15 protein-coding genes are annotated in these 12,688 nt (G+C 47.0%); 7 read left to right on the top strand and 8 right to left on the bottom strand.

The window, feature by feature from the left end; genetic code table 11:
- Positions 1–57: 57 nt before the first annotated feature.
- Positions 58–429, bottom strand: coding sequence for a hypothetical protein (locus G4C92_RS11160; RefSeq protein ID WP_274939920.1), 372 nt, complete (start codon positions 427–429; stop codon positions 58–60).
- A gap of 194 nt (positions 430–623) precedes the next feature.
- Between G4C92_RS11160 and G4C92_RS11155 the strand changes: the two genes are divergently transcribed.
- The 3 genes from G4C92_RS11155 to G4C92_RS11145 all read left to right on the top strand — a co-directional run bounded on the left by G4C92_RS11155 (position 624) and on the right by G4C92_RS11145 (position 3,053).
- Positions 624–1,004, top strand: coding sequence for a hypothetical protein (locus G4C92_RS11155; protein WP_274939919.1), 381 nt, complete (start codon positions 624–626; stop codon positions 1,002–1,004).
- Complete coding sequence (gene tnpC / locus G4C92_RS11150) at positions 997–2,448, top strand: IS66 family transposase (protein WP_274939918.1); 1,452 nt, start codon at positions 997–999, stop codon at positions 2,446–2,448. The genes G4C92_RS11155 and tnpC overlap by 8 nt, the downstream gene beginning before the upstream one ends.
- Positions 2,449–2,558: 110 nt before the next feature.
- Positions 2,559–3,053 (top strand): hypothetical protein, encoded by a 495-nt coding sequence (locus G4C92_RS11145; protein WP_274939917.1) that lies wholly within the window; start codon positions 2,559–2,561, stop codon positions 3,051–3,053.
- A 213-nt stretch (positions 3,054–3,266) separates the two neighbouring features.
- On the opposite strand, the gene G4C92_RS11140 is transcribed toward G4C92_RS11145, so the two are convergent.
- Positions 3,267–4,043 (bottom strand): hypothetical protein, encoded by a 777-nt coding sequence (locus G4C92_RS11140; protein ID WP_274939916.1) that lies wholly within the window; start codon positions 4,041–4,043, stop codon positions 3,267–3,269.
- A complete protein-coding gene (locus tag G4C92_RS11135) occupies positions 4,040–4,390 on the bottom strand; it encodes an ATP-binding cassette domain-containing protein (protein ID WP_330654704.1) in 351 nt (116 codons plus the stop codon). Before G4C92_RS11135 ends, G4C92_RS11140 begins: the two co-directional genes overlap by 4 nt.
- A 133-nt stretch (positions 4,391–4,523) precedes the next feature.
- Between G4C92_RS11135 and G4C92_RS11130 the strand changes: the two genes are divergently transcribed.
- The gene (locus tag G4C92_RS11130) at positions 4,524–5,645 is read left to right on the top strand and encodes an IS110 family RNA-guided transposase (RefSeq protein WP_274939915.1); all 1,122 of its coding nucleotides are present in this window, start codon (positions 4,524–4,526) and stop codon (positions 5,643–5,645) included.
- 410 nt (positions 5,646–6,055) lie between these two features.
- Here G4C92_RS11130 and G4C92_RS11125 read toward each other — a convergent pair whose 3' ends face one another.
- From G4C92_RS11125 to G4C92_RS11115, 4 genes are all read right to left on the bottom strand, one after another.
- Positions 6,056–6,178 carry a hypothetical protein gene (locus G4C92_RS11125; protein ID WP_274939914.1) on the bottom strand — a complete coding sequence of 41 codons (123 nt, stop codon included), beginning with the start codon at positions 6,176–6,178 and terminating at the stop codon, positions 6,056–6,058.
- A gap of 192 nt (positions 6,179–6,370) precedes the next feature.
- Positions 6,371–6,508: a Fic family protein gene (locus G4C92_RS15110; RefSeq protein ID WP_334299932.1), complete on the bottom strand. Its 138-nt coding sequence runs from the start codon at positions 6,506–6,508 to the stop codon at positions 6,371–6,373.
- A 416-nt stretch (positions 6,509–6,924) separates the two neighbouring features.
- Positions 6,925–7,935 carry a LacI family DNA-binding transcriptional regulator gene (locus G4C92_RS11120; RefSeq protein ID WP_274939913.1) on the bottom strand — a complete coding sequence of 337 codons (1,011 nt, stop codon included), beginning with the start codon at positions 7,933–7,935 and terminating at the stop codon, positions 6,925–6,927.
- Positions 7,936–7,947: 12 nt separating this feature from the next.
- On the bottom strand, positions 7,948–9,273 hold the full coding sequence (locus G4C92_RS11115; protein WP_274939912.1) for an MATE family efflux transporter: 1,326 nt from the start codon (positions 9,271–9,273) through the stop codon (positions 7,948–7,950).
- A gap of 346 nt (positions 9,274–9,619) precedes the next feature.
- Here G4C92_RS11115 and G4C92_RS11110 point away from each other — a divergent pair, with 346 nt between their 5' ends.
- The 3 genes from G4C92_RS11110 (at position 9,620) to G4C92_RS11100 (ending at position 11,042) form a co-directional block, all read left to right on the top strand.
- Entirely contained in the window at positions 9,620–10,033 is a 414-nt protein-coding gene (locus G4C92_RS11110) for a hypothetical protein (RefSeq protein ID WP_274939911.1), read from the top strand.
- A 1-nt stretch (position 10,034) separates the two neighbouring features.
- Positions 10,035–10,244 carry a helix-turn-helix transcriptional regulator gene (locus G4C92_RS11105; RefSeq protein WP_274939910.1) on the top strand — a complete coding sequence of 70 codons (210 nt, stop codon included), beginning with the start codon at positions 10,035–10,037 and terminating at the stop codon, positions 10,242–10,244.
- Positions 10,245–10,919: 675 nt separating this feature from the next.
- Positions 10,920–11,042, top strand: coding sequence for a hypothetical protein (locus tag G4C92_RS11100; RefSeq protein WP_274939909.1), 123 nt, complete (start codon positions 10,920–10,922; stop codon positions 11,040–11,042).
- A 62-nt stretch (positions 11,043–11,104) separates the two neighbouring features.
- Here G4C92_RS11100 and G4C92_RS11095 read toward each other — a convergent pair whose 3' ends face one another.
- The gene (locus G4C92_RS11095; RefSeq protein WP_274939908.1) at positions 11,105–12,541 is read right to left on the bottom strand and encodes an MFS transporter; all 1,437 of its coding nucleotides are present in this window, start codon (positions 12,539–12,541) and stop codon (positions 11,105–11,107) included.
- Positions 12,542–12,688 lie beyond the last annotated feature (147 nt).

Genomic DNA, 12,688 nt, shown 5'->3' with positions numbered 1-12,688 from the left:
TTTCCCCTTCTGAAACTGGGGAATTTTGTTTCCGATTCCGGGTACTTTTATTTTACGCTACACATACATTCTCCTGTCTGCTTCTTCATAGGAAGTGAATGTAAAGCATCGCCCCTCATCATCAGGTCCGTAAGCAAATGTTGCAGACATGGTTGCACCAAAAGCCGTCGCATCCCATATTCCGTTTGCATCCATATAAAGACGTGAACGTTGCCAACCCTGCTGGCTTTGAACCGTTTGGTTGAACATTTCGCTTTTCTCTGCGGAAACGCTTTTTTCTCCATTCCCTTTCACGAGAACAGGATTGCCATCCTCTCTTGTTTCGTACCAGAACAACGGATTCTTATAGCGCAACGATACCGGTAATTTATGCTTCTTGTAGTACTCGATCAGCAAGTCGTCAATACGAAAAAGAAGCTTCATAAGCATATTGTTCTCCAGATATTCCTGAAGAAATCCGTCACAGAAATGCTCTCCACGGCTTATATAAGTCAGTGTAGTCGTAACTGTTCAGAACCCCCTGCACTGACATAGTTTTACATAATAGTGACACGTAACATTTGATATTTTTCCTTAATAGTGATACAATATAATAAAAGTAACACTATTAAGGAGACAGATTCATGGCAATCGTAAAGGTTCATAATAAAGCTCGCAATATAACATATGTCTATGAGTCTGTTTCCTATTGGGATAAGGAGCTGAAGCAGCCCCGTTCCCACCGCAAGCTGATTGGCCGCATCGATCCTGCCACAGGCGATATTGTCCCGACGGGAAAGCGGACAAAGGCAGATGCTGCTTCCCTGACCCATAGTGATACAGACTATAGGGCATTGTATGAGCAGGCTCTGGCAACAATAGCGCAGAAGGATGCCCTTATTGCAGAGCTTCGTAGTCAGCTTACCGCCGCAGAAGGCGAAACCCGTTTCTGCCGCTGTTCGATGAAAAAGGCTTGTGATATCCTGATGGATACCGCTTCCGGAAAGGAGCGGGTCAATGGATGACAAAGATCTTATTATCGAAACAATGGCAAAACAGAATGCGGATCTCACCGCACTTGTGCAATCACTGACGGAAACCATCAAGGAATTAGAGGAAACTATCCGAGAGCTCCAGCGCCAGCTGAATCAGAACTCCCAGAACAGTTCCAAGCCACCTTCCAGTGATGGTTTCAATAAACCAAAGCCTCAAAGTCAGCGGCAGAAATCCGGCAAGAAGCAGGGCGGACAGAAGGGGCATCCGGGCTCCCATATGTCGATCCCGCATGAACCGGATGAATACAGCAAACATTTGCCGAAAAAGTGCCTTTCCTGCCCGCGGCTGAACGAGTGCGTCATGAGCGGCAAAGTATTTACCTGCGGTGAGAAGCGTTATGAAGTCAATGCAGTCATCACAACCAGGGTGACAGAGCACCAGTCCATCCAGGTGGCATCATGTCCATGTACGGGGGAAGCCCTGGCCGGGGAATTCCCTGAGGGAATCCGGGCATATGTACAGTATGGCGATTCCGTTTCCGTACTTGCCGGATTGCTGAGCACCTATGGAGCAGTCAGCACAATGCGGATCCATGTCCTGCTGGGAAGCCTTCTCGGGATCAGCCTGTCCACCGGGACGATCACCTCCATGGTGTCGAAGTGCGCCCAAAAAGTGGGCGGTACACTTGAGACTATAAAGTCCATGCTGATCGGGTCGAAGGTCGCCAACTTTGATGAGACCGGCACCGACGTGAATGGAAAAACCATCTGGGTGCATAATTCATCCACTTCGGATCTGACCTATCAGACGATCAGCACCAAACGTGGCCAGATCGGCATGGAGGGGAATGGTGTGCTCACCAAGTTTGGCGGTATTGCTGTACATGACTGCTGGTCTCCATACTGGAAGTATGACGATATCACACACGCAGTTTGCAATGGACATCTGCTGCGCGAACTGACCGGTGTTGAACAGTATAGTCCGGGACACATGTGGGCGCCGGGGTTCAAGACCCTCCTCCGTTCCATGAAAAAGGCCCGTGATAAAGCGGTGGTCAAAGGCAAAACGGAACTCAGCTACTATCACCTTCATAAGTTTGACACAGAGTATGACAGGCTTATGATGATGGCAAATGAGGAATGTCCTCTTTCCCCAGATCCGCTAAAGAAAAAGAAAGGGCGGAAGAAAAAAGGGAAAGAGCGGTCGCTCATCGAACGCCTTATGGCACTCAAGGCATCAGTCTGCCTTTTTATCAGGGACTTCGATGTTCCCTTTGATAACAACCAGGCGGAGCGCGATGTCCGCAATGTCAAAACAAAAACCAAGGTGTCCGGATGTTTCCGTACAGAAAGTGGGGCGCAGGATTATCTGGACATCATGTCATACATTAGCACAGGCAGGAAGCACGGTATCAGCGCTTATGAAGCTTTGACAGCTGCTTTTACTGGGAACGCTGAGATCGTCCTGCAGTAAGCAGGGGTTCTGAACAGTTACCTTCCAGTTTATTGAACCTTACGAATGAAAGGAAACGGAGAAAAACAATGTCAAAGAGAACACGGCAATACATCGGTATTCTGGCGGCCGTGATTGCCTATTATCTTGTCCACGAAGGAGCACACCTGTTGTACGCCCTGTTTACAGGGGTGTTCCGGCAGGTAAAATTTATGGGGCTTGGCGTGCAGGTCGATATTTTCCGTGAACGCATGACAGATACGCAGCTCGGCATCTTCTGCCTTGTAGGTGCTGTGGCAACTTTCTGCATGGCATATTTGCTGACGGCGTTTGCAAAGAAGATCGGCACGGCCAGGAGCAAACTGCTTCGCGCAGTTCTGTATTACATCACGGTCGCGCTTCTTTTGATCGATCCGCTTTACCTGAGTATTCTGTGCGGACTGTTCGGCGGCGGAGATATGAACGGGATCGCACTTCTGCTGCCCGAGTGGGCAGCAAGGATTGGATTCGGAGCACTTCTGATCGTAAACGGGCTTATGTTCTGGAAACGGGTCTTGCCGGTTTACAGCAGTTCCTTTTCCAATACGGATGCATTTTGCGCCGCCGAGTGGCCACGGGTGCGTTGAGAGTGGCCACCCGGCGCTACGAGTGGCCGGTGCTTAATCGACTGCTTTATGTTCAATCATGACATTATAATGCTTCGTTACCCGCTTCAGGATAGAGTTGGATGAAACCTCATCCTCCATCAGCATTGACGGGCTTATCTCCTAGGCATGGTGAACCTAACCTCGATGAGAAGTTAGTCTATTAGTTCCTCCTTCACCTCTGCCCTTCTGCTGTCAGTTGATGTTTTTCCGGCGGAACAGCCCGCATCCCAGAGCGGACATTCCGGCGATCATGGTAAGATCCAGAACTACTATGCGGACAGGATTCCAGACCTCCCAGGTAGAAAGCTGCGCCGCCTGCCCGCAGAGATTGAGATCGTGGAGGATGCCGCTTAAAAATCTGCGGATTCCCCCAACGTACTTGGGATTCAGAACGCCATCCTTAAATTCGGGCTGCACCAATATGGAATTGGTATGCATGGCGAGAAAAAGCATTACAAAAGCAAGGCCCATGCACAGGATCACCGCCTGTGTTTTATTGCCGAACAGCAGGGTGATAACAGCATACAGGCAGCCGGTTGTAAGGCTCATCCCCAACCCCAGAAAGAAAAATCGGATAAATGTGAGGCTATCGACGTTATTCTCAAAGAAAAACTGTCCGACCCCGGCGGTAAACAAGGTAACCATCGCATACACGATGGCACAGGCAATGCAGCTTACCAAGATTTGAGCAAGAACCAGGCTGCTTCGATGATCTGCTACCAGCAGCTTATTGCGTATGAAGCCATCGCTGAAATCCGTCCCCACAAATACACTGACCAAAGCACCCATGAATACGCCATACATGCTCATCGGCAGGAATATCACCCTACTAAGTGGGACGGTATAGTCCATAGAGGTTGCCTGTATTGCCATAAAGGCAGACGCCAACGCCAGCATCCCGATGAGAGAAAGACGAAGCGCCGCACTTTTCCAAAGACGCTTCAAATCGGCTCGCAACATTCTGATCACTGATCCCCACCTCCTGTCAAAGAGAGAAAATAGTTCTCCAGACTTTCATCCCGTTCCTGCATGGACAGCACTTCGCACTTCTCTTTTGCAAGTGCCAGCGTTAGCTGTGTTACATTCACACTTGCGAACACATCCGCAGTTGTGTCTGAAATAATCTGGTATTCCACGCCCATGGCGTCCAGGACACGCGCAAGCACCGATGTATCACTGACCTCCACCCGCACACATTTCTGGCAGGCAGCATTTAACTCCTTTGCACTGAGCTCTTTTACCATCCGTCCATGGTCTATGATGCCGTAATGGGTTGCCAGTCTGGAAAGCTCGTCGAGAATGTGGCTTGAAATCAATACCGTAATCTCTCTTTTCCTGTTCAGACAATATGTAATGGCCCCACATTTGTAACATCGCGGATTTACCTGTAAACTGTGATCGTCACAATCATGGTAACGGGGATTACCGCATACAAATGGAGGCCACCAAATGAATAATACCACAGTCTACGTCGGAATGGATGTCCACAAGAACTCTTTTTCTCTTTGCTGCTATACAGTCAGAGAGGATGCTTGCTCTCATTATGTGAAGATTGATCCGGATTATCGGCTTGTCCTTGAATACATCGAAAGCATGCGTGGAATCTACGGCGATGACAGTAAGTTTATATGCGGTTATGAAGCCGGATGTCTTGGCTATACGTTATATCATCAGATGAACGATCATGGTGTTGAATGTATCATACTCGCTCCTTCCACTATGGCGAAGTCGCCTGTACAGAAAAAGAAAAAGACCGATAGGCGGGATTCTGAGGTGATCGCTCGCTGCCTCGCTCATCATTCGTATCACAAGGTACATGTCCCTACCTCCGAAGAGGAACAGATCAAGGAGTTCATCCGCATGAGGGATGACCATAAACTGGCACTCAAGAAGATCAAGCAGCAGATCCTCGCGTTCTGCCTCCGCCATGGCTTTATTTACAATGCCGGTGCCAGCCATTGGACGGCTGCTCATCTCAGCTGGCTACGGAGCCTTGAACCAGAGGGACTCTATAAAGAGATCCTTAGTGAGTACCTTCTGACTTACGATAAACTTACCGATACCCTGGAGCGTCTTGACAGGCGTATCGAAGAACTGGCTGATCAGGACGCTTATCGGGAAAGCGTGCGGAAGCTCTGCTGTTTCCTTGGCATCAAAACGCAGACGGCACTTGCTGTCATCGTTGAAGTCGGCGATTTCAAACGGTTTCAGAAAGCTCAGCAGTTCGCCTCATATATCGGTCTGGTCCCCGGTGAGGACTCCAGCGGTGACGGGATCAACCGACTCCCGATCACGAAAGCCGGCAATACGCATGTCAGGAGGCTCCTTGTTGAAGCAGCTCAGTCCTACGGACGCGGGAGTATCGGATTCAAATCCAAGGCTCTGAAAGCCCGCCAGGAAGGAAACCCTCCGGAAGTCATTGCCTACGCTGACAAAGCTAACGAACGTCTCCGCAGGAGGTATTACAGGATGACCCTGAAGTGCGGGAAAAAAGTCAATGTCGTCAAAACATCAATTGCCCGCGAACTTGCCTGCTTCATGTGGGGAATGATGACGGAAGAAACAGCATGATCCATATGACACTGTTCCGTTTCCGTCAAGGCTGCAGCAAAGCTGCCCCGCCTGCGGCGGCAGGGCCTTGACCTCACCGTCGCATTGTCATTCTGGTAACGATCCCGCATAGGACGGCTTACGCCGCTATGCGGCCAACTACAACTGAGCACACCCTGAAGAAGCTTCAGCTTCATGATGGGTCTGAGCTATCTGCGACTAAACTATGTCGGCACGGGAAACCGTGATCCACGCTTTTAGACGGCAGAGCTCTCGGCAGACCATTGACCTGTAGGTAAGGAGCGATCCGAATCCACGTATATCAGAGTGGCCAAGGCCGGAGACTGATACGTCTGGAGCTTCTTCAGGATGTGCTCAGTTAAAACCAATGTGGTTTTGCCAGGTTTCCCCTTGACAATGGCCATTACATATCAGCTTATCACATTATTCTTCTTTCTTTTCTTCCAGTCCCGGAGTTCTTCAAGCGAAATCTCTGATATCGTCTTCATTTGGCGAACTGCCATGCTGCGGAGCAGTTTCAGTCTCTCAGCCATGGTCGGTCCCTGCCTTAAGCCCCAAAAATGTCATGCTCGCTAGCTGTCAAATTTTAGAGTCATTCATAGGCTTACGGCATTAACAGGTGCATCAATCTCAAAAAAAGCACCGAGACAATCAGCAATTGACTGTGTGTATATTCTATCTTAGTCGGTATCTTAGTCGCTTATCCTGATCGGTGAGCGACCAAGTTATCTCTTTTTTCTGTATTTCTGATTTCGGTTGCTCGGCTTGTCAGGTATCGTTATCCCGATCAGTTCCTGATCAAGAACCGGATTCAGATAATTTTTCCGGCAGGCCGGCCTGTAGGAAAGGTCCAGTCTCTCCATTAATTCTGCAGCAGAGAGTTCTTCATCTCCCAGTGCATCCAAAAGTTTCTGTCCTGACGCGAAAACTCCATTGTAAATGCAGTCTCCTCGTTGACATATGGCACATTTACATGTTTGGCACCACACAGAGCATATATTTTTCTAATTTCATGCTGCAATGTCATACCGTGCGTGAGCAAAGCTATTAATTACCGCCTCACGAATCGCCTCAACTGGTACTTCCGGTATCTCCACACGGTGAATTCCGTCATCATTCATTTTTACACGCCACCGCATATTTTTTATAATAAAGGACAACTTGAGAGACACTGGCACTCACACCTGTCCCCCGGCCTTCTCCGCAGCGACGGTGGAATCTTACCGTAAATCCGTAATCGTCTCCGCGATATTGCACTTTGCATCCGACTTTATTCCTTTTAATACGATCTTCTCCCACAGCTCATCCGCGGAACGAACTGTACCGGAATTTTATCCGTGACCGAATAGCTTCTGTCTGTTTTCATCCGATCCAGATACTCCACTGCTTTTCCCGCGCGCAAAAACACATCCTGCCGGACAGAGGATAACTGCGGCATGACATTTCTGCATAGCTCCATGTCGTCAAATCCCACAACCCAGATATCTTCCGGGACGCGTACCCCCGCGTGAATCAGAAAGTACATGATTTCAACCGCATAATAATCCGATGCGGCAAACACCGAATCATAATCCCGAAATACCGGTAAGATATCCCGATAATGTGCCTGTCTTTCTTTTTTACTCATAGGTACTTCCATAAAATTCACTTTTCTTCCATACCCGGAGCAAAGTCCCTCATATCTGTCAAAATCCGGTTTCAGCCAATTGTCCGCTACAAATAATATCTTCTCTCTGCCGTTTTCTCTGAAGAACGCACCGACCTGCCTTCCTCCGTCATAATCATCCAGCATCAGGTTGCAGATGTTTCTGTCATTCTGGAAAAAACCGTCATATACAACAAATGGTATCCTGATGCGGTCACGAAGCTTCTGATACTCATCTTCGCAGAACCCCATGATTACCATTCCATCCATATTCCACATGGATGCAAAGGGGACAATATCCATAATGTCACTTGTCTTCTTCAGCATTAAAAAATATCCATGGCTTTCCAGTGCGTCCGATAACGCATTGACCGCACTGCTGATGTACGGGTCTTCCAGAACATGTCCTTCATATTTCGGATGATTATTTACGACCACTCCGACAATCCGCGAATTGTTCTGCGAAAGGAGCGTCGCGGCCATATTCGGAATATATCCCCTTTCAACGAGTTTTTCCTGCACCCGTCTGACAGTTGCGTCGGATATCTTTTTTGTTTTGCCGTGGATGACATTGGAAACAGTCGCTGTACTGACGCCCAATTCATCCGCAATATCAATAATCCGGATCTTCTTTTCATCCCACATATTCATCACCAGTTATTGTAGCGTATGCATCCATTTTCTGCTTCTGAACATAAAAACAGATATGATCAAACGGACCAGTTCTTCCTGCGATAAAACAAAATAGACCCAGATAACCGGAATCTTAAAATACAATCCTGTAAGCAGCGCCAGAGGTACGCCGATCAGCCAGGTTCCCATCATGTCAATCATCATGACGTACTTCGTTTTTCCGCCGCTTCGGATGATTCCGCCTCCCAGTATCATATTCTGTACCTTCACAGGCATCAGGATCGCAAATGCTGCCATAATATCTGCGCCAATTCCGCGAACATCTCCTGATACGTTGAACAGCTGAACATACGGATTTCTGATCAAAATCAATAACAGCGTGAAGACCAGTGATCCGGCCACTCCAAGACCGCATAGCTTTTTGGAATCCTCATAAGCAGCATCATATTCCCTGCTGCCCAGCCTTTTGCCGATCAGAATCCCGGCTGCCTGAGACAGGCCGCTTAATGCTCCCATGGTCAGGCCTTGAACAGCGCCCGTCAACGACATTCCTGCCAGTTCATTAGTTCCCATATGCCCATAAACATATGTGTATACGCTTTGTCCCACGGACCAGAAAAACTCATTCAAAACAATCGGCAGAAGCATCAGAAAGTACTGCGAATATCCTGCCTTTCCAAGGCTTAACGAAATACGAATCCGCCCATATAATCTGCAAAAACACAGGATGGAAATCAGTGCTCCTGCTGCCTGGGATATGACACTCGCATATGCGGCGCCTGCTATTCCAAGACGCGGCGCGCCAAAATTTCCAAATATAAAGCAGTAGTTTAAAACTGTATTGAGCAAAGCAGAAAAAATGCCGATATAAAGCGGCCAGGTTGATTTGTCCCGGCATCGCAGGGCCGTCCCCAGAATGTTGCAGATCCCCAGCGGAATGAATGTCCATGAGATAATCCCGAGATATGTGCTGCCCTCTGTGATTACCTGCTCTTCTTCCGTAAACATTCCCACGAACGGATTCTGGAAAAGACTGAAAACAGATAGAAAGGTAAGCCCGGTTAATATCATCACCAGAAAATTGATACAGATGCTCTTTTCCTCTGCTTCTCTGTTGTGGTTGCCAATGTACTGCGAGATCATGATTCCTGTGATCGTACTGATTGCTCCAATGACGAACGCATAAATAAAACTGGGCTTTCCGGCAATTTCAACTGCAGCAACACCTTTATCTCCAAGCTGACCGACCATGATCTGATCGACCATGGAAAAGGAAGACTGCAGCATGGATTGTAATGCCACGGGTATGGAGATGCGCAGCACATCTTGTAAAAATCTTTTATCTGACATGGGGTTTCTGAGTTTCTCCTTTACGCTTTTGTCCCATAGTATTTAAAAAAAGCTCATTCCACAATAGGTTAATCGCGTAACCCGTATATAATAATGTCTTTTTGCGCTCTTATAATTTGCAACTTCCTGTAATCCTTTTAACGGTTTAAGGCCTCATTTCTTAGCAATTAAACAATTCTTTCAGAATCAGACACACTCATCGAGTCCTCATAGCTGTCAATCACGGTCTGGAAACTGTATATCTGAATATACAAAGTGAATTATTTATCACATTAATTGTTGACAAGTAATTTTAATGTGATATATTTATAACATCAAGTGATAAATATATCACACAGGAGGCATTATGAATAAAAAAGTCAGTATTACAGAATTGATGACAGAAACTGCAGTTCTTACCATTGGTTTGACATTCTACTATTGGTGCTGGGTAAGAACGGATTGGAAAGAATCCTACACGTATATTCAAAATGCTGTCGCAGGAGGGATCATATGTTTTATTTTCCTGATATCATACAGAGTCCGGAAATTTCACAAAGAACCCATCGATGAGCTTGCAAGAGCAAATTTAAAAAGATGTGACTCCATCTGTCTGAAAATATTTACATCAGCAATGGTTTTGACTGCATTTATTGGCGGCACATTGGGGCATGTAGCTAATACTGCATCTTTCATGGGCTGGGTTATTATGATTTCGCTGATCATCATTTCCATACTGCGAATTATCATTTTCAAGGTAATGGATCAGAAGGGAGTATGAGGTGGCACTTGTTACAAAAATAAAAGAATTCCGTGAAAAAGCAGGATTAACGCAGGCGGATCTTGCGGAGAAAGTTGGTGCCCGGAGGGAGACAATTGTTCATCTGGAAAACGGTAAATATAATCCCTCATTAAAGCTGGCAATGGATATCGCAAGAGTATTTGACGTTACTGTCGAGGAATTATTCACCTTCACAGACGGAGGTAAATAGGTGGTTCCGTTTTCAGGCAAAAAGGGTGGTCGGTAAACGCCGAATCTTTTTTTGAAAAATGTACTCACGAGGCATAGAAAAAGTCCGGAAGCCCAGTGTTTATACCGGATTCCGGACTTTCAATATTTATTCGAGCTCTTCGATTGAAAAGGGGTTAGAGGTCCATAGATCCTATATCAGCGTGCGAAACAGTTCACTTCTGAACTGTTCTTTTCTGATTCATGAATTTACGGATGATTTGAATGTCATTTTATTGTCACGAGTGACAATATCATTATGCCGTGGATTGTCGTCCATTGCAAGCGATTTCGCAAACGGTCTCCGCCTCTGTGTCAAAAAAATATCGTCAATATAAAAGACAACAATGGCCTACTCGCAAATTTCACCTCTTGCTACCACTTGCATATCACGATATCTTCCAATCCGGGGCGTGGTAAAAAGCGTTCGGTGAAACGGTGAACTGCTCCCCATGACACTTTTAACTTGCTGAGCTCAATCATTTTTCACCTAAAAGATGGCGGAAGCCCTGTATTTTCAACGTTTTCTGGTGGGTGCTTTAACTTGCTCTTAACTTGCTCTTGCAATCTCAGAGTGTGAACTATCCCCACTGATTCCAGTAAATACGCATCTCTATTTCGTGTTGTGTGGTCTCTCTTTGAAGCTACTGCCTTACGTATGATTAAAGCTGGGAAATATGGGAAAGAAGAAATATCTGAGATGACAGGTGTCAGCCTCAAAAGGGTTGGCGAGTTGATTCGGCAGGAAAAGGAAGAAAAGAAAAATCCGGTCATGGCCTGAGCTATGAGTAAGACAGATCCCACCAGCAGGAAAACGAATTTCCCTCTGGTGGGATCTTTGCATTAGATTGTGGCTGCCTTTTCAGCTTTCATCTTTTCAACAGTCTTCTCTACATCGAGCCTTGCGAGAATGAGAAGAACCAGGAAGTTGAAGATCAGCGGGAGCCAGAGATACATGATGCCGAGCATCTGAATTGTGCTGGCAGGCTGTGTGGCAACACCACCCTTGATGTATCCGGAGAGTTCCAGGAGCCATCCGGAAAGCGCAACACCAATACCACCGCCAACCTTTGTTCCAAAGGACGTGCAGGAATACATGGTTCCTTCTACACGCTTTCCATCTTTGAGGTATGTATATTCAGAGCAGGTGGCAATCAGAGCGTTCATGTCACCTTGAAGCGGACTCATACTAACCGCGGCCAGGGCTGTGAAAACGAGCATCAGTGGGACACTGCCGAGATAACCAGCAACAAGGACACCAAGTCTTCCCAGAGTGCCCAGTATGTATCCGTATTTGTTTAGCCGGTACATCCCCTTGAACCTTGTGACCAACATGGGAGTAAACAGCAGGCCGAGGATCATCGGTATGTTGATCGCCCAGGAGAATACCCCGAGAAGGTTTGCGTTGTGCAGCACATAGGTCATGTAATAGATTCCCATGTTCAATGTTGCAGAATAGATCTGCATAAGAAGATAAGCGCCGCAGATCATAATAAAATATTTATTGTGGATCAGGATCTTGAAAACTTCCTTGAAGGAATACTTTTCATTCTGATTATTTGCGATCGGTATAGCTTCTTCACTCTCTGTATCCATTACCGGAGGCTCATAGTCTTCGGATTGGGCAGTGGAATCCTCTGCCAGTTCTTCGGGCGAAAGCTCTTTCACTGAGAAAACAGAGATGGTATTGCTGATAACACCGATTATCGCGTAGATGATCGCAACTGTCCTCCAGGCAGCGGCGTCTCCTCCCAGAGAATTGACCCATGCCACCGTGATCGTCTGAATCAGCATACTGGTGCCAAAAGCAAACATGAAACGGATTGATCCCATCTGGACGCGCTCATGATTGTTCTTGGTAATCAATGCTGTCAGTGCAGAGTAAGCGATGTTGTTGGCGGTATAGAAACCTGCATTCAGCACAGTGTAGGTGATAAAGAACCATGCATACTTTGAAAAATCCGACATATCCGCCGGAATACTGAAGATGGCGACCAGGCAGACGGCGCATCCGAAGTATCCATAGAACATCCAGGGACGTGCTTTACCCATCTTTGTATGCGTTTTGTCGATCAATGCACCGAACAGCAGATCACTGGCTCCGTCGAATACTTTTGATACCGCAATCAGTGTCCCGACAACTCCTGAACTTAAGCCGGCCGTATCGGTCAGGAAGATCATGACAAAGGCAGACAGCAGGGCATATACGACATTGCCGGCAATATCTCCCGATCCATAACCGATCTTGTTGTACCATTTCAGGTATTTCTTTTCTTCCATTGTGGTTCCCCTTTCTTCCCGCATTCTTGCGGAAATGTGCAGCTACTTCTTGAAAATCTGTTATGTCTGACAGAGATGCCGATATTTCCTTTTATCATTAGTGCTCTGCCGGCGCCGTGGCGGAGCAGTAATGCAGATTCTGAGATC

This window comes from Chordicoccus furentiruminis (assembly GCF_019355395.1).
GTDB lineage: Bacteria > Bacillota > Clostridia > Lachnospirales > Lachnospiraceae > Chordicoccus > Chordicoccus furentiruminis.
Note: the sequence above shows the minus strand (reverse complement) of the source record. Positions and strands in the feature narration are given on the sequence as shown.